Origin of the sequence: Ferrovum myxofaciens (assembly GCF_000735045.1) — a bacterium.
Taxonomy (GTDB): Bacteria; Pseudomonadota; Gammaproteobacteria; order Burkholderiales; family Ferrovaceae; genus Ferrovum; species Ferrovum myxofaciens.
The window spans coordinates 1-16,093 of record NZ_JPOQ01000081.1 but is presented as its reverse complement, the minus strand read 5'-3'; the positions used below and the strand labels follow the sequence as shown (position 1 = coordinate 16,093).

Annotated in this window: 14 protein-coding genes; 4 read left to right on the top strand and 10 right to left on the bottom strand. The window is 51.6% G+C overall.

Translation table 11 applies throughout. From position 1 onward, the window contains the following. Window positions 1-286 precede the first annotated feature (286 nt). The 4 genes from IV91_RS18440 to cybH are packed head-to-tail and all read left to right on the top strand — an operon-like array spanning window position 287 to window position 4,016. Window positions 287-433: a hypothetical protein gene (locus IV91_RS18440; protein ID WP_160171561.1), complete on the top strand. Its 147-nt coding sequence runs from the start codon at window positions 287-289 to the stop codon at window positions 431-433. Continuing rightward, window positions 429-1,511, top strand: a complete 1,083-nt coding sequence (locus IV91_RS0110205) for a hydrogenase small subunit (protein WP_031598078.1) — start codon at window positions 429-431, stop codon at window positions 1,509-1,511. Before IV91_RS18440 ends, IV91_RS0110205 begins: the two co-directional genes overlap by 5 nt. 2 nt (window positions 1,512-1,513) lie before the next feature. Next, the gene (locus IV91_RS0110200; RefSeq protein WP_031598076.1) at window positions 1,514-3,313 is read left to right on the top strand and encodes a nickel-dependent hydrogenase large subunit; all 1,800 of its coding nucleotides are present in this window, start codon (window positions 1,514-1,516) and stop codon (window positions 3,311-3,313) included. Between the two features lie 16 nt (window positions 3,314-3,329). Then, the gene (cybH, locus tag IV91_RS0110195; RefSeq protein ID WP_051862528.1) at window positions 3,330-4,016 is read left to right on the top strand and encodes a Ni/Fe-hydrogenase, b-type cytochrome subunit; all 687 of its coding nucleotides are present in this window, start codon (window positions 3,330-3,332) and stop codon (window positions 4,014-4,016) included. A 61-nt stretch (window positions 4,017-4,077) separates the two neighbouring features. Here cybH and IV91_RS0110190 read toward each other — a convergent pair whose 3' ends face one another. From IV91_RS0110190 to hypB, 10 genes are read right to left on the bottom strand one after another with little or no spacing between them, the layout of a single operon-like run. After that, window positions 4,078-4,887 (bottom strand): HoxN/HupN/NixA family nickel/cobalt transporter, encoded by an 810-nt coding sequence (locus IV91_RS0110190; protein WP_031598073.1) that lies wholly within the window; start codon window positions 4,885-4,887, stop codon window positions 4,078-4,080. Between the two features lie 10 nt (window positions 4,888-4,897). After that, window positions 4,898-6,247: a sensor histidine kinase gene (locus tag IV91_RS0110185; protein ID WP_035417746.1), complete on the bottom strand. Its 1,350-nt coding sequence runs from the start codon at window positions 6,245-6,247 to the stop codon at window positions 4,898-4,900. A 4-nt stretch (window positions 6,248-6,251) separates the two neighbouring features. After that, complete coding sequence (locus IV91_RS0110180) at window positions 6,252-7,700, bottom strand: nickel-dependent hydrogenase large subunit (protein WP_031598070.1); 1,449 nt, start codon at window positions 7,698-7,700, stop codon at window positions 6,252-6,254. Beyond that, window positions 7,697-8,716 carry an NADH-quinone oxidoreductase subunit B family protein gene (locus IV91_RS0110175; RefSeq protein WP_031598069.1) on the bottom strand — a complete coding sequence of 340 codons (1,020 nt, stop codon included), beginning with the start codon at window positions 8,714-8,716 and terminating at the stop codon, window positions 7,697-7,699. Before IV91_RS0110175 ends, IV91_RS0110180 begins: the two co-directional genes overlap by 4 nt. After that, complete coding sequence (locus IV91_RS0110170) at window positions 8,709-10,157, bottom strand: sigma-54-dependent transcriptional regulator (protein WP_200874373.1); 1,449 nt, start codon at window positions 10,155-10,157, stop codon at window positions 8,709-8,711. Before IV91_RS0110170 ends, IV91_RS0110175 begins: the two co-directional genes overlap by 8 nt. Then, entirely contained in the window at window positions 10,157-11,209 is a 1,053-nt protein-coding gene (hypE, locus tag IV91_RS0110165; protein WP_031598066.1) for a hydrogenase expression/formation protein HypE, read from the bottom strand. The genes IV91_RS0110170 and hypE overlap by 1 nt, the downstream gene beginning before the upstream one ends. After that, on the bottom strand, window positions 11,206-12,318 hold the full coding sequence (gene hypD, locus IV91_RS0110160; protein WP_031598064.1) for a hydrogenase formation protein HypD: 1,113 nt from the start codon (window positions 12,316-12,318) through the stop codon (window positions 11,206-11,208). Before hypD ends, hypE begins: the two co-directional genes overlap by 4 nt. Then, entirely contained in the window at window positions 12,315-12,569 is a 255-nt protein-coding gene (locus IV91_RS0110155; RefSeq protein WP_031598063.1) for a HypC/HybG/HupF family hydrogenase formation chaperone, read from the bottom strand. Before IV91_RS0110155 ends, hypD begins: the two co-directional genes overlap by 4 nt. Window positions 12,570-12,585: 16 nt before the next feature. Then, window positions 12,586-15,012: a carbamoyltransferase HypF gene (locus tag IV91_RS0110150; protein WP_051862523.1), complete on the bottom strand. Its 2,427-nt coding sequence runs from the start codon at window positions 15,010-15,012 to the stop codon at window positions 12,586-12,588. Window positions 15,013-15,015: 3 nt separating this feature from the next. Next, complete coding sequence (hypB, locus tag IV91_RS0110145; protein ID WP_031598060.1) at window positions 15,016-15,918, bottom strand: hydrogenase nickel incorporation protein HypB; 903 nt, start codon at window positions 15,916-15,918, stop codon at window positions 15,016-15,018. Between the last annotated feature and the right edge of the window lie 175 nt (window positions 15,919-16,093).

Genomic DNA, 16,093 nt, shown 5'->3' with positions numbered 1-16,093 from the left:
ACAACGCTGGTCAGGGGCTACCCGTAACTGGGAGCCTGTAGGTGCTGTCCAATTGAATCCGGAACGACAAGTTCGGTTGGCGGCTTAAGATGGTTGAGGCGACAGAAACCCTGAAAGACGCCGGAAGGCATCGAATATGATCGTTCAAGGATCACTCGTACTGGCAACTAACTTGCCACTTCTAACCTAATTACACGTTTTTGGTTTTCACGCTTTTACAGATCCATATTCCCCAAGTTAAGATATAACATGCTGATTAATATTGGTAAATACTTATATTTCATGCATGGTACAAGAATTGCTTTTATATGCCCGAGTAACCGTTGATAAGCCAGATAAATTATCAAATAAAAAATTTGGCTGGTTGAATGTAAAACGGCTTAAGGCTTTACGTTATAAAAAGCGACAAGGGGGGAATAACAATGGAAATTGAAACTTTTTATGAAGTGATGAAACGGCAAGGGATTACACGCCGTAGTTTTATGAAATTTTGCAGTTTGACCGCCGCTTCGTTGGGGCTTGCACCGGGTTTTGTGCCAAAGATTGCCCATGCGATGGAAACCAAGCCGCGCACCCCGGTGATTTGGCTACATGGATTGGAATGTACCTGTTGTTCTGAATCTTTCATTCGTTCGGCACACCCGCTGACCAAGGATGTCGTGCTTTCCATGATTTCCCTGGATTATGACGATACTTTGATGGCGGCAGCAGGTTATCAGGCTGAGGAAATCATTGCCGATGTCAGAAAAAAGTATAAAGGTAATTTTATCTTGGCGGTAGAAGGCAACCCACCACTTAATGAGGATGGCATGTATTGTATCCAAGGGGGGCGTCCATTCGTTGAAGTGCTAAAGGAAACGTCTGCAGATGCCAAAGCCATTATCTCATGGGGGTCTTGCGCTTCTTGGGGTTGCGTACAGGCGGCCAAGCCGAATCCGACGCGGGCTACTCCTGTGCATAAAGTTATTACCGACAAGCCCATCATTAAGGTGCCTGGATGCCCGCCTATCGCAGAAGTAATGACCGCGGTAATTACTTACATGCTGACCTTTGATCGCATTCCGGAACTTGATCGTCAGGGCCGTCCCAAGATGTTTTATGGTCAGCGTATCCATGACAAGTGTTATCGTCGAGCTCACTTTGACGCCGGACAGTTTGTCGAGCAATGGGATGATGACGCTGCACGCAAAGGCTACTGTCTGTACAAGATGGGTTGCAAAGGGCCAACTACTTACAACGCCTGTTCCACAGTACGCTGGAACGATGGGGTGTCTTTCCCCATCCAGTCCGGGCACGGCTGCATTGGCTGTTCTGAAGACGGTTTCTGGGATAAGGGAGGGTTCTATAACCGTGTCACTGGCATCAACCAGTTCGGCATCGAGGCCAATGCTGACCAAGTGGGTGGCACGGTCGCAGGTGTTGTGGGTGTCGCTGTCGCGGCCCATGCCGCAGCCAGTGCGCTGAGTCGCGCACGCAGTTCGCATAAGGATCAGAACAAGGAGGGTAACTAATCATGACAGCGTATGAAACACAAGGCTTCAAGCTCGACAACAGCGGTAAGCGCGTGGTGGTTGACCCGGTTTGTCGCATTGAGGGTCACCTCCGAGTTGAGGTTAATCTCGACAGTGAAAATGTGATCCGCAATGCCGTATCCACTGGCACCATGTGGCGCGGTCTGGAAGTGATTCTCAAGGGCCGTGACCCCCGTGATGCCTGGGCTTTTACTGAGCGTATCTGTGGTGTTTGCACCGGCACGCACGCACTGACTTCAGTGCGTGCGGTGGAGGATGCACTGTCCATCCAGATTCCAGAGAATGCCAACACCATCCGTAACATCATGCAGTTGAATCTGTATGTACATGATCATCTGGTGCATTTCTACCATTTGCATGCGTTGGATTGGGTGGACGTGGTGTCTGCATTAAAAGCCGATCCAAAAAAGACTTCAGAACTGGCGCAAAGCATTTCTGATTGGCCAATGTCATCGCCCGGCTATTTTCGCGATGTGCAGAATCGCTTGAAGAAATTTGTCGAATCCGGGCAACTTGGCCCATTCAGCAATGGCTACTGGGGGAGTCCTGCCTACAAGTTACCGCCTGAGGCTAATCTGATGGCAGTCACACATTATCTGGAAGCGCTGGATTTTCAGAAGGATATCGTCAAGGTTCACACCGTCTTCGGCGGCAAAAACCCTCATCCCAACTGGCTGGTGGGTGGTGTACCCTGTGCCATCAACATGAACGGTGTTGGAGCGGTGGGTGCGGTCAATATGGAACGCTTGAATTTGGTCAAGGGTATCATAGACCGCACGCGCGATTTCGTTGAAAAAGTTTATATTCCAGACCTGTTGGCAATTGCGTCTTATTACAAGGACTGGACCTTCGGCGGCGGGCTGTCGTCAAAAAATATCATGTCCTATGGGGACATTCCTCACAGGGCAAACGACTACTCGGCCGCGAACCTGTTATTGCCGCGCGGCGCGATCATCAATGGCGATCTTGCTCATGTACATGAGATCGACCTGCGCAACCCTGATGAGATACAGGAGTTCGTTTCCCACTCTTGGTATAAATATCCGGATGAGAGCAAAGGCCTTCATCCTTGGGACGGTGTTACCGAGCCTAACTATCATCCCGAAGGCTCCAATTTTAAGGGTACGCGCACCAAAATAGAACAACTCGATGAAAGTGCCAAGTATTCGTGGATCAAGGCGCCAAGATGGAAGGGCAACGCGATGGAAGTCGGACCATTGTCACGCATGGTACTGGGTTATGTGCAACCCGAACAATATCCGTTCATCAAGGACACGGTAGACAGTGTTCTGCACAAACTTGATTTGCCGGTCACTGCGCTGTTCTCCACCCTGGGGCGCACTGCCGCGCGCGGCATCGAGACGCTCTACTGCGCAAAATTGCAGGAAGAGCAGTTCGACAAGTTGATTGCCAATCTAAAGGCGGGCGATTCAGCAACAGCCAATGTCGAAAAATGGGATCCGTCTATGTGGCCCAAGGCGGCCAAAGGAGTCGGTTTTACTGAAGCGCCCCGTGGTTCGCTGGGACACTGGATAAAGATCAGGGATACCAAAATCGAGAATTATCAGTGCGTGGTGCCGACTACATGGAACGGTAGTCCCCGTGATCCCAAGGGGCAGATCGGTGCATTCGAAGCCGCGTTGATGAACACGCCCCTGGCTAAAGCTGATCAACCCCTGGAAATTTTGCGCACCCTGCACAGTTTTGATCCATGCCTGGCATGTTCGACGCATGTCATGTCACCTGAAGGACAGGAGTTGAGCAAGGTTACGGTACGCTAACGTTAAGGAGAATTCCATGATAGTCAAAACGATAGATGAAACTGCTGCCGGCACTACCGTGTACGTGTATGAGGTGCCGGTCAGGGTGTGGCACTGGATCAGCGCATTGTGTATTGTGGTCTTGGCGATAACGGGCTATTTTATCGCCAGTCCGTTACCCAGTATATCCGGGGAGGCGAGTGAGCATTTTCTGATGGGTTACATTCGTTTTGCGCATTTTTCTGCGGCCTATATTTTCGCCATCGGCTTTGTTGCGCGTATCTATTGGGCGATGGTAGGCAATAGGAATGCTCGGCAATTATTTGCACCGCCTGTATTTGATACGGACTGGTGGGCAGGTATGTTTCAGGAAGTGCGCTGGTACCTGTTTCTGGAGAAGAAGCCAAGAAAGTACGTAGGCCATAATCCGTTGGCGCTGCTATTCATGTTTGTTGCCATCACCCTAGGCGGCTTGTTCATGATCGTTACGGGTTTTGCACTGTATGGCGAGGGCGCGCAAGGCTGGTCGCACGCATTATTTTCCAGTTGGGTTATCCCCTTGTTCGGCCAGAGTCAGGATGTGCACACCTGGCACCATATGGTGGCATGGGGCATTGTCTGGTTCATCCTATTGCATATCTATGCAGCGATCCGCGAAGATATCATGTCGTCACAAACCATGGTCAGCGCCATTATCAGCGGATACCGATCATTCAGGAAATAGTAGGTATATCGTTGCACACCTTTTCCTTATTAGACGGTAATTGTTGGTGTAGTCAGGATAATCAGATAGATGCTATGGATCGTTGTTGCCGATAAAGAGAAAACAGGAAACTTCCCGCTACCACCACGATGACAGATGCTCCTATAAGCAATTCGTGCCCTTCCTGCCAGGCCACTGTTTCTGGCAAGAAGCGGCGCGATAGCCCCAAACCCGCCACCGTGAGGCTGAGCAGCGCCACAGTTATTCCCATGATGCGTGAAGTTGTGCGTGCGCTGGCATCAGCGCGCTGCAACAGGTGCGAAATCCATAGTCCATTTAAGGCATCGGTGACCATCATGCCAATCATGAAACACATAGCCAGCAACAACGCATAAACCAACCCCCCGAAACGTGTGGCAGTTACAGAAAAGAAGGCCGCCTGAGAAAGTGTATCAAAGGATAAAGCAAACAAGGCACCCACCAGTGCAATCAGCACCGGGTTGCCAGCATTCTTTAGCCTGTTCAGCCAGCGTCCTTTAATTCCTATCATCTGCACCATTTCGTGGGATGGGGTAGAAAACACTGCATATAGATTGAGACTGCCCAGCAATAACAGAAAGAATTCTGATATCAATGTACCTACGTCATCCAGCCAAGATGGCGCAGATGTATGATGGAACAATAGTCCGGCAGCAATTGCCACAATACATACCACAACACCATGCCCAAGTGAGAACAGGAATCCGCATAAGCGTGCCAGACGCATCCGTCCTGCCAAGGTATTAAAACGAGTCAACCCGTCTATTGTTGCAAGATGATCGGCATCCAAGCCATGTTTCAGTCCCAATACAAAGGCCAACGTGATTAATGGGTAAACGCTCTCAGTTCCCATGACTTCTCCTTTAAGAATTCGATGTTCGCGGCAAACGCAGAACAAACTCGGCACCACCATGTTGTAGATTGCCGACAGAAAGTTTTCCGCCATGACGTTCAATAATGCCGTAACTGATGGATAAACCAAGGCCGGTGCCCTTGCCAACTGGTTTGGTGGTATAAAAAGGGTCAAACATTTTATCTAATGCATCAGTGGCAATGCCAGGACCGTTGTCACGGAACAGTACGATGATCTCGCCGTTTTCTTCCCGTGCTGATACTTCCAGCAATGGCTCTGCCTGATGATCCGTTGCATCAGCGGCATTCTGAATCAGATTGATAATGACTTGCTGCATCTGCCCAGGTGAACCCGTCACGGGCAGATCATCGGGTAGTCTGATCTTGACGCGAAATTTTGCGGGAGTCGCCCGCGTAACCCAATGCACTGATCTTTCGATGATTTCAGTCATATTGAATTTTACATTCTCATTGCGATCAGTGGCTGAAAAACGCTTCAAGCCATCAACGATATCGCGTGTGCGCTCAGCGCCTTCAATCGCGCCATCCAGCAAAGGGGCGAGGTCGCTCAGAATATGATCTATGCGCAACTGCTCGCGCAATGTTGCCAATGACACATGGCTGACACCAGCATGCATCGCATCCAGATATTGTTTGAAGCGTGTCGTATAGCGACGCATCGCATGTACGTTACCCAGTACAAAACTGATGGGGTTGTTGAGTTCATGTGCTACACCTGCCACCAGTCGACCCAGAGAAGCCATTTTTTCTGATTGCAGCAACTGCTGTTGGGTTCGCTTAAGTTCATCATGGGTTTCACGCAAGGCATGGTAAGCACGATGTAGTTCACCGATTGGTCTGCCGGTAATCACAATACCCAGCAATTTTCCAGTTCCGGACAAACGAGGTGTAAAATTGAGCGTTACTGGAGTGGTGCCTCCATCACGGGTAAGGAACTGAAATTCCAGATCATGCGCGGGTTCAGTAGCCAGTCGCGCGATGACATGTTTCACAGCCGCAAATGATTCCGATTCTCCAAACAAGGATAAAAGACTGGTTCCTTTAAGTTCGTCTTCACGCTTTCCGGTAAAATCAATGAGTGCCTGATTTACCTCCTCAATCATTTCATGCCGGTCACATACCACCAGTAAATCGGACATCGAAGCAAGGACGCTGAAAATGAATTGTTGTGACTCTTCCAGCGCGTAATTTTTCTGTTCCAGATCCACTTCGTGTTGCAGCAACTCGTTGTATACCTCGTCCATCCTGTGTACTACATCAACCCATATGGATTCGGACATCGCCTCGGGTGGTGTGGTCGAAGTTAAGTGTGTAAAGGGAGATTTGTCGGAATCAATCATTGCATCAATGCACCGTACACACCATGCAAGGATCGAAGGACCGCACTACATGCTGCACTGCAACTGGAGCACCCTCATTGTTTTCTTCAACCTGAACGCCCACCAGCGCTTGCTCCAGCGCACCGGGTTTGCCTGCTGCATCACGCGGAGAGAAGTTCCAGGTAGTTGGCGCGATTATCTGATAATTGTATATCCTTCCCTGGCGTACTTCCATCCAATGACCCAGACTGCCGCGAGCGGCTTCGACCAAACCAATACCACTCCCATCCTCCAATCCTGTCACCGCCTGACAGAATGGTTCGCCAAGGCGGATGCGCCGAACCCACTCTTCCATTACCGGCACCATGCAGGCAATTTCCAGCATGCGAGCAATCACGCGCGCCATTACATTGCCACCATAGCGTGCTACAAGATCGCGCGCCAGTGGGTGTCCTGCCACCAATTGTCTTGCCAGTGCACCAGTTTCAATTACATGACCATCCAGTCTGGGGGATTTGCACCAGGAATATGCCCCAGCCTTGCCAGGATGGGGTAGGGTATGACCTATGGCTGGTGCAAGCGCTGCCTCGCCTTCCATCCAACTATGTGAAACATCTTCGCGTATCGTTGAAATATCCAGCGCTCGCAATTCACCATTTTCCCATAATCCTGAAGGGAGCAGGCTGTCGTCACCGTCATGATATGCGCCATAACTCATGAAACGATCACTTGCTCGTCCCATTTTATGCAACTCCAGGTCGTAGGCTATAGAAAGGAAATGCGGTAAATCGGCGGAGGTTGTGTGACTATCCATCCACGCCAGAAGTGCGGATTCTGAATCCAAATTTGCAACTGATTCCAGTTGGTCTCCAAACAATGTCCGCTCCAAAAATGAGCGGAACTCCGCCAACAATATTGCGAGCCGGATTTGCTCAGCACTTTCTAGCGGACGCGATGAACCCCCTGGTTGCAACGACAAGGTATGTGGCCACTTCCCTGCGAGGTAGCCCATCAAATGCATGAATTTCGCCCGTGCGGGCAATATGTCAGCCATAGCGCTGCCGCTGACCGCTTTGAAACGCGCATGAGTATCAGAAAACCATGCGCGTCCCTTATAAAAAGAACGGGCGAAGTCTGGCATGAAAAACAGATAAAAATGGCTTAAGTGATCAGCCAGGTTTTCAGCGGCAATCGTCAGATTAGCCGCTAGACGGCCATTTTCCGGGGGTTGCAAACCCATCGCATGAGCCAGTGCCTGGGCTGCTGCTGCTGACTGGGCCACCGAGCAAATACCACAAATACGTGGCACATACACCAAGGCATCCAGCGGATATTTATCCTTGAGCATCTGTTCGAAACCACGGTACATGGGTGAATTGACATAGGCAGCCTGTACCCGACCCTCGGCAATGTCCAAAGCGACTTCAAGATCGCCTTCCACTCGATTAAATGGACCGACCATCAAACGTTTCATTTTGATCGCATCCTTTTCACAGCAGGAACCACAACTTGATGATCGGCTACGGCGTTTTCCTTAACACGTTTGGGCGTTGCTGATTTGGAAAGCGAGGCAAGCACCACGAACCACGCCTTCGGCATGTCGATGGGCAAACCAACAGGAATGCCGCCAAGTTTCGGCGTTTCAGTGAACGGATGTCCTGGTTCTTCAAAACCCGGTTCGGTGCAGGAAATGCAGGCGTAGCCGCCGCGAACACACGAACCTTCGCCATTCCAGAGGCGTATGTTGCAATCGGCATGTGCTTGTGTTCCCTTGCAACCGAGATTTTCCATCAAACAGCCAAGATCAGACGGCTTATGCGCGCTGGCTTTAAATTCATAGAACTCATTACGAGTACAGCCATGATGCACCAGATGATCAGCATACATACGCGGTCGCTGGAAGACATCCAGTCCTTGCCCATTTAACATGCCTGATGCCAGCGCAGCAAGGGTTTCAATGACCCAGTTGGGATGCGTTGGACAGCCGGCAATATTGATTACAGGCAATCCGCTGCTGTCTCGGTAATCCCGACCCAGCAAACCACCCAGGGAATCACCTTCGAATTGCAGACCGCAGGCATCCGCAGGGTTGCTACCTGTGGCGGTGATTCCACCGAAAGCAGCGCAACTACCCACCGCTACTGTATGGCGTGCGACGCCTGAAAGCCGTTTGATTATCGACATCATGGAATTACCACCAGTCGTTCGATGAAAGTCGCCGCTACCTTGCGGACCACGCAATATCGCACCTTCCAGACACAGGATGTCAAGGCGCGTCACGCCGCTTATGCAGTCGTCAAAGATACTGCGCGCATCCATCGCGCTCTCTTCCGATAGGGAAGGATGCCATAGCAAGCGAATGCCGAATCCTTCCAATGTGTCGAACAGATTACTGCAATTGGCGTTGAGCAGCGACATGGTGCAACCGCCACAGCCGCCAGACTGTAGCCAGAGTAAATTGAGCGGATCACGGTTGGTGACGTTACCCAATTTTTTTCTCCAATCCATAGCGAGATAACTTGCTGCGCAAGCCCGCACGCGATAATCCCAATTCGGCTGAAGCACGGGTTTTGTTCCAGCGCAATCGTATCAGTGTTTCACGTAGCACGCGCGCCTCAAGCATCTCCATACGCTCCTTTAGACTGCCATTCATTCCGGAAAACACCTGCATGTCCGTTACTTCTTCTTCTGGTGCAGCGTGCAATACTTTCGCGGAAAGCAAATGTGATCCGATATGGGTATCTTCGCTCAGCAACAACGCACGAATAATTTCATTTTGCAATTCGCGTACATTGCCTGGCCAGTGGTAGCGCCCCAGACAATCCAACGTCTCTGGAGAAAACCCCGCCACATCTTTACCTATGCTCTTTGAGGCGGTGTTGAGTAAATCGTAAGCAATCAACGGAACATCCATCTTACGCTCTCGTAACGGAGGAACGGGCAAAACAAACTGGGTCAATCGATAGTAAAGATCGGCGCGAAAGCGACCACGCTGAACCTCTTCTTCAAGATTTCTATTCGTCGCGGAAAGCACACGTACATTCACCTTGCGCGAACGGGAACTGCCGACGGAACGAATTTCACCTTCCTGCAACACACGTAACAGTTTGACCTGAAAAGCGGGCGAGGTATCTCCGATCTCATCCAGAAAAATTGTGCCTCCATCGGCTTGCTCGAACAAACCGATGCGATCTTCGAAGGCACCCGTAAAACTTCCACGTTTGTGGCCGAACAGTTCGGATTCCAGTAATTGATCTGACATGGCGCCACAATTTTCGATTACGAAGGCACGACCTGAACGCGGGCTGGAATAATGGATGGCGCGCCCAAGTAATTCCTTGCCGGTACCGGATTCCCCAGCGATATGTACTGCAATATCACAACTGGCAACCCGGGCAGCCATGTCAACAACCGCATTCAACGGGCTGGCCGCTGCACGGGTGATGCGGGAAAATTCGAAATAATCTCTCAGTTTTTCGCGTTTTTTTTCCACACGCTGGCGCAATATCGGCTCGGCAGTACGCAATTCCAGATTCATGGACTGAGTCTGCTGTTGCAGATCGTACAACTGCGCAGCTGCTCGCACGGTCAACAGTAAGGATTCCGGATGCCATGGTTTCAGGATATATTGATAAATACCGGCCTCATTGATCCCCGCGATGATGTCTTGTGTTTCGGTATGGCCGGAGATAATGATCCGAACAGCGTCAGGCCATTGCTCCCGCACTTCTTGCAAAAACTCAACTCCCGTCGTTTCCGGCATGCGCTGATCGCATAACACTACCTGCACGGACTCATGTTCCATGATCCTGCGACCATCCTGCGCGCTGGAGGCGATGAATACAGTAAAGTCCTCTTCCAGAGTACGACGCAATGATTCTTGCGAGCGTATTTCGTCGTCTATAACCAAAATGGTGGGCAGTATCCCCATTAGCATATCCTCGGCAATTGCTCACCCGTTAGCCAATCTATCACGCGACGTCCGCCTATCCGGGTGGTGAGTTGCACAAAACCGTGTGCATCCTCCTGTACCTCGCCGATGATGGAGGCTGCTTCGGCCAGCGGATGTGCGCGCATCACAGCCAACAGACGTTGCGCATCTTGCGGCGCGCAGATTGCGATTAGTTTGCCCTCATTGGCCACATAAAGTGGATCGAGTCCCAGAAATTCACAAGCTGCTTCGACCGGCTGATTCACTGCAATCGCAGACTCATACAGCATCATGCCCACACCGGACTGTTTGGCAATCTCATTAAGTGTCGTCGCTAGCCCGCCGCGCGTCGGATCGCGCAGTACACGCAGTTCGACACCACTATCCAGCATGGTTGCTACCAAACGGTGCAACGCAACGGTATCCGACACAATAGGTGCTGAAAAGGCCAGCCCCTCACGCTGTGACAGGATCGCCATGCCATGGTCACCTATCGTGCCGGACAGCAGAATCTTGTCGCCCGGTTGTGCCAGATCGCCGGATAACTTGACACCATTGCGCATGACACCAATACCCGTGGTTGTAATAAAAACACCATCTCCCTTACCCCGTTCCACTACCTTGGTATCACCAGTGACGATGGGCACGCCGGATTCCCGTGAGGCTTGCGCCATAGACTCGACAATGCGTTTCAAGTCTGACAATAAAAATCCTTCTTCCAGTATGAATGAAGCTGACAAATACAATGGTTGGGCCCCCATTACCGCAACATCGTTGATGGTGCCGTGAACCGACAGGCAACCGATGTCGCCACCTGCGAAAAATAATGGTGACACCACGTGGCTGTCAGTCGCCATTACCAGGCGCCCAGTCTCCTGCGGCAGTAATGCACCATCATTGCCCTGAGACAGATACTCATTGTCGAAGGCGGCGGCGAACAACTCGGTGATGAGTTGTGCCATGGCACGCCCCCCCGAGCCGTGCGACATATCTACCCGACCATGTTTGATATCGAGTGGGCGTGAGTAATTGGGCTTAACCAAACCAGTCATGCTGACTCCCTGAATCTTCCATAACTGTAATGAGCCGCGCAGGAACCTTCGGATGAGACCATACAGGAACCAACGGGATTATCCGGCGTGCATACCGTACCGAAAATTTTGCATTCCTGCGGACGTTTCTGTCCGCGCAAAATGGCAGCGCACTCGCACGCCCTGTTGTCAGGTACGGCGACGTAATCCACGCCAAATTTTAACTCGGCATCAAATGCGGAAAATCTTGGGCGCAGTTTCAATGCACTGTTCGGCACGCTGCCCAGTCCGCGCCATTCAAACGTATCACGCAAGTGGAATACCTCATCCACCAGTGCCTTCGCCTTGAGATTGCCTTCACGGGTCACGGCGCGGGTAAATTCATTCTCGACCATAGCGCGCCCGTCGTTAATCTGACGCACCAACATCAGGATGGCCTGCATCACATCCAGGGGCTCAAAACCTGCAATCACTACCGGCTTGCCATAATTGTCGGCGAAGGGTTCATAGGGTTTACTGCCGATAATGGTGGACACATGTGCAGGCCCTACAAAACCATCCAGCGCCGTGCCACTTTCCCCTGCGAGAATGGCATGCATTGCGGCGGGTGTCAGCACATGATCACATAAAATGCTGAAGTTCTTCAAACCCTCGAAAGCGGCCTGTCTGACAGCCCATGCGGTCGGCGGTGTGGTGGTCTCGAAACCGATGGCGAGAAATACCACTTCACGGTCAGGATATTCGCGCGCGATCTTCAATGCGTCTTGAGTCGAATAGATCATGCGCACATCCGCCCCATTGGCTCGGGCACGCATTAGCGACGAATTATCGGAAGCCGGTACGCGTAGAGTGTCGGCATAGGTGCAAAGGATCACGCCATGTTCGCGTGCCAGAAAAATGGACTGATCCACTCGGCCAATGGGTAATACACATACCGGGCAGCCAGGGCCGTGAATCAGGTGCACATGGTCAGGTAACAGGTCGACAAGTCCGTAACGCGAAATGGCATGGGTATGCCCACCGCAAAACTCCATCAATTTGTAACCGGATAGAGAAGTGGCTTCCCGCGCAATATTGGCGGAAATATTTTTTGCCAGTTTTCCATTACGGAATTCATCTATGTATTTCATGCTGCACTCTCGCCAAGATCTTCACGCAACTCGTCCTGCATGCCCATTTCTGCGAACAATTCCAAAGTATGTTCAGCCTCATCTTGATCCAGTTTTTGCAGGGCATAGCCAACATGCACTATGACATAGTCCCCCGTTTGAACACCATCCACCAGCGCCAGTGAAATCTCTTTTCGAACACCACCAAGATTAACGATTGCGTTACCCGGTGTCGTCAGTTCTTCGATGCGGGCAGGTATGGCAAGACACATGATTCAGGTTCCTTGATCAATGCGATTTAAGATAAAATTCCCGTGGCGATTCTATGGCCCCCATGGACGAAATTCCTGTCATGCACGTCAGGGCAATATTGGCTTGCCCGAATGAGATACCGCCATCGTTGGGTGGCAACTGTTGTGCGGTCAACACGCGTAGACCATGCCCGTACAAGGATGAGATCAGTGTTTGAGACAAAATCCTATTCAAGAAACATCCACCACCCAGTGCAACCGTGTTGATATTCTCATTTTCGGCAGCACGGAGTAGCCACGCCATCAATCCGTCTGCCAGGGTTGCATGGAATAAGGCAGCACCGTACGATGCATTCTTGCAATCAGTAATTGCTGCCAGTAGCGGGAGGAAATCAAGCACACCATCGTTGCTGATTACGTAACCATTCGTGAGTGCTGCAACTTTACCATGTTGCTCTGCCAGTCCTTCCAGCAATATCGCTGCCTGTCCCTCATAACTTTGAATTTCCCTGACATTCAGCAATCCGGCGGCAGCATCAAACAGGCGGCCCATACTACTGGTGGTGGCACAATTCAACTGGCGCTGCAACAGGGTTATCACGGTTACCGATCCGGTTTGCGCCGGAAAGCGATGCATAATCTCGTCGCTGCGTCCCATCTCGAATAGTACGGCTGCTGCTAAGCGCCACGGTTCACGTGCTGCGCGGTCGCCCCCAGGCATACTTAGTGGCGCAAGATGTCCCAGACGCTGAAAGTCTGCCCCTTCCACGCGCAACAGTTCACCACCCCAGGCGTTGCCGTCTGTTCCCAATCCCATGCCGTCCAGTGCCAGTCCGAGCACGGATTCAGTAACATGATGTTCGGCGCAAACCGCCGCGATATGAGCGTGATGATGCTGCACGGCAAAAATAGACAAGCCGTGTTGCGCAGCATAAGCCTGAGCAAACTGTGTGCTATAGAAATCTGGATGAAGATCGTGAGCGACTGCCTGTGGCCGCACATCCAGGATGTCGCACAGGTGTGCAACAGTTTCATCCAGCATCTGCCGCGTAGCGGCATGATCAAGGTCGCCGATGTGTTGCGATACGAAGGCTTCATTGCCGCGTGTGAGGCAAACAGTATTTTTTAGCCATGCCCCGCAAGCAAGTATGGACGGGCCGGTATGGGGCAGCAAAATTCGTCGCGGCGTGTAACCACGTGCGCGACGAATTAATTGGAATTGCTGCCCCTCTCCCGAATACTCTCCAATGGAACAGCTGGCCATCTGACTTGGTTGCCCAAAGTTGCCCCACAAGGGGGAGGGCGTTGTACGCATTACGCTGTCGTCGCAACGATGCAGAATTTCACGGTCATGTGTTAAAAAGGCATCACTCAGGCCGGATAACGATGCGCGCGCTTCTGCATCATCCTTAACCAGTGGCTCACCATGGAAATTAGCGCTGGTCATCACCAATGCCAAGGAGGTCGCCTTTTGCAACCAATCCGTACCCTCTGGTTTACCTGACAACTCGTGGAACAATAAATATTGTAACGGCGTATAGGGCAGCATCAGGCCAATATCCGATAAATCAGGAGAAATTCCACGCAACTCCGTATCACAACTGGCTGATTTACGCAGTAGTACGATGGGTCGTTCCCCTGCTTCCAGTAGTGCTGCTTCGTGCTCTAAAACCTCTGCATAACGTTCAGCAGACAGCCTGTTCAGCACCATTACAGCAAACGGTTTTTCATCGCGCTGCTTTCTGCTACGCAGCCTGTCTACAGTGGCGGGGTTCCCCGCATCGCATACCAGATGGAATCCGCCCACGCTCTTGATGGCGACGATTTGTCCCGAGGCGATGTATCTGGCGGCAGAAGCGATACAATCATCGGATGTGACTGGTCGCCAGAGTTCGTCAAATAAACTCAGATGTGGCCCACAGGCCGGACAGGCGTTGGGCTGTGCATGAAAACGGCGTGTACCAGGATTATCATATTCCTGCTGACAATCCGGGCATTGCGTAAATTTCGCCATGCTGGTGTTGGCACGGTCATAGGGCAGTCGCGCTGTCAGTGTGTAACGCGGCCCGCAATGTATGCAGTTGATGAAGGGGTGCCGATAACGACGATCGGCGGGATCAAACATTTCTGATAAACAGTCCGGGCAGATCGCCATGTCGGGTACGATGCCTGTTTGCATCCTGCCCATCTTGCTTGGTGCTATGCTAAAGCCGCGCAATCCTGAAGTTACTTGCTCCAGATCATGTATCACCTTTTCCACTCGCGCCAGCGCAGGCGGCTCGCTTTGTAGACGTTCGATCAGACACAGTACCTGCGAATGCTTGCCTTCAACTGATATTTCTACGCCACTACTGTCGTTGCGTACCCAGCCAGCAAGGCCTAACTCATGCGCAAGCCGGAACACGAATGGCCGGAAACCCACGCCCTGAACCTGCCCGGATACTCTTATTCGTGCATGTATCATTCGTTATTTTTCTGTGATTGCTTTCCGGCAACCCGCCTTGATCCATTCCAGCCATTCCTCCATGCCCTCTCCGCTGGTGGCGGAAATGCAGATTATCTGTATCTTCGGGTTTACCCGGAGCGCATTTTCCACCGCAAGACTGGCATCGAAATCCAGATAAGGCAACAGGTCACACTTGTTTAGCAGCATCAAATCTGCAGCGCGGAACATGTCCGGGTACTTGAGCGGCTTGTCCTCACCTTCAGTTACGGAAAGGATAGCGACTTTATGCGCTTCTCCCAGATCAAAATTGGCCGGGCACACCAGATTGCCAACGTTCTCGATCAATAAAAGGCTGTCATCCTGCAAGCCAAGTTGCTGTATGGCTTGTCCAACCATGCTTGCATCCAGATGGCAACCTTTCCCGGTATTGATTTGCAAGGCAGGGGCGCCGGTGGCACGGATGCGTGCGGCGTCATTGTCCGTTTGTTGATCGCCTTCGATAACGGCAAGCGGCAGACTACCGTTCAGCGCATTAATGCTTTTTACCAGCAAGGTGGTTTTGCCCGAGCCGGGGCTGGATACCAGATTGAGTGCGAAAATACCGCGTTTGGACAAGTGGTTGCGATTCTCCTCGGCATAAGCGTCATTCTTTGACAGGATGTCGCGCTCGATTTTTACCATGCGTGCCTGATTCAGGCCCGGCGCATGGGTTCCCGCAGGGCCTGCGCCGAAATCCATCGGTGTGTGATTATGTGCCGTGTCAGTATTGATAATTTCGTTTTCTCCCTCTCCTGGTTGCGGGAGAGGGTTGGAGAGGGGGTCTGGCGTCCGGTATTGCACTGGTACAGTGTTCTTACGGCGTAACTTAAGTCGATACCCCCCGATGAATGTTTGTCCAGATCCGCACCCGCATGTTGTACACATCACTATCCCCCTATTCGACTTCCAGTTCTTTAACACGCATTTCATCGCCCCGGCGTCTTTCAGGGTTTCTGTCGCCTCAACCATCTTAAGCCGCCAACCGAACTTGTCGTTCCGGATTCAATTGGACAGCACCTACAGGCTCCCAGTTACGGGTAGCCCCTGACCAGCGTTGTGG

What these genes read in the sequence shown, in the direction of transcription:
- IV91_RS18440 (WP_160171561.1), top strand. Translation starts at nt 287, where the DNA reads ATGGTACAAGAATTGCTTTTATATGCCCGAGTAACCGTTGATAAGCCA.
- IV91_RS0110200 (WP_031598076.1), top strand. Translation starts at nt 1,514, where the DNA reads ATGACAGCGTATGAAACACAAGGCTTCAAGCTCGACAACAGCGGTAAG.
- cybH (WP_051862528.1), top strand. Translation starts at nt 3,330, where the DNA reads ATGATAGTCAAAACGATAGATGAAACTGCTGCCGGCACTACCGTGTAC.
- IV91_RS0110190 (WP_031598073.1), bottom strand. Translation starts at nt 4,887, where the DNA reads ATGGGAACTGAGAGCGTTTACCCATTAATCACGTTGGCCTTTGTATTG.
- IV91_RS0110185 (WP_035417746.1), bottom strand. Translation starts at nt 6,247, where the DNA reads ATGATTGATTCCGACAAATCTCCCTTTACACACTTAACTTCGACCACA.
- IV91_RS0110180 (WP_031598070.1), bottom strand. Translation starts at nt 7,700, where the DNA reads ATGAAACGTTTGATGGTCGGTCCATTTAATCGAGTGGAAGGCGATCTT.
- IV91_RS0110170 (WP_200874373.1), bottom strand. Translation starts at nt 10,157, where the DNA reads ATGGGGATACTGCCCACCATTTTGGTTATAGACGACGAAATACGCTCG.
- hypE (WP_031598066.1), bottom strand. Translation starts at nt 11,209, where the DNA reads ATGACTGGTTTGGTTAAGCCCAATTACTCACGCCCACTCGATATCAAA.
- hypD (WP_031598064.1), bottom strand. Translation starts at nt 12,318, where the DNA reads ATGAAATACATAGATGAATTCCGTAATGGAAAACTGGCAAAAAATATT.
- IV91_RS0110155 (WP_031598063.1), bottom strand. Translation starts at nt 12,569, where the DNA reads ATGTGTCTTGCCATACCTGCCCGCATCGAAGAACTGACGACACCGGGT.
- IV91_RS0110150 (WP_051862523.1), bottom strand. Translation starts at nt 15,012, where the DNA reads ATGATACATGCACGAATAAGAGTATCCGGGCAGGTTCAGGGCGTGGGT.
- hypB (WP_031598060.1), bottom strand. Translation starts at nt 15,918, where the DNA reads ATGTGTACAACATGCGGGTGCGGATCTGGACAAACATTCATCGGGGGG.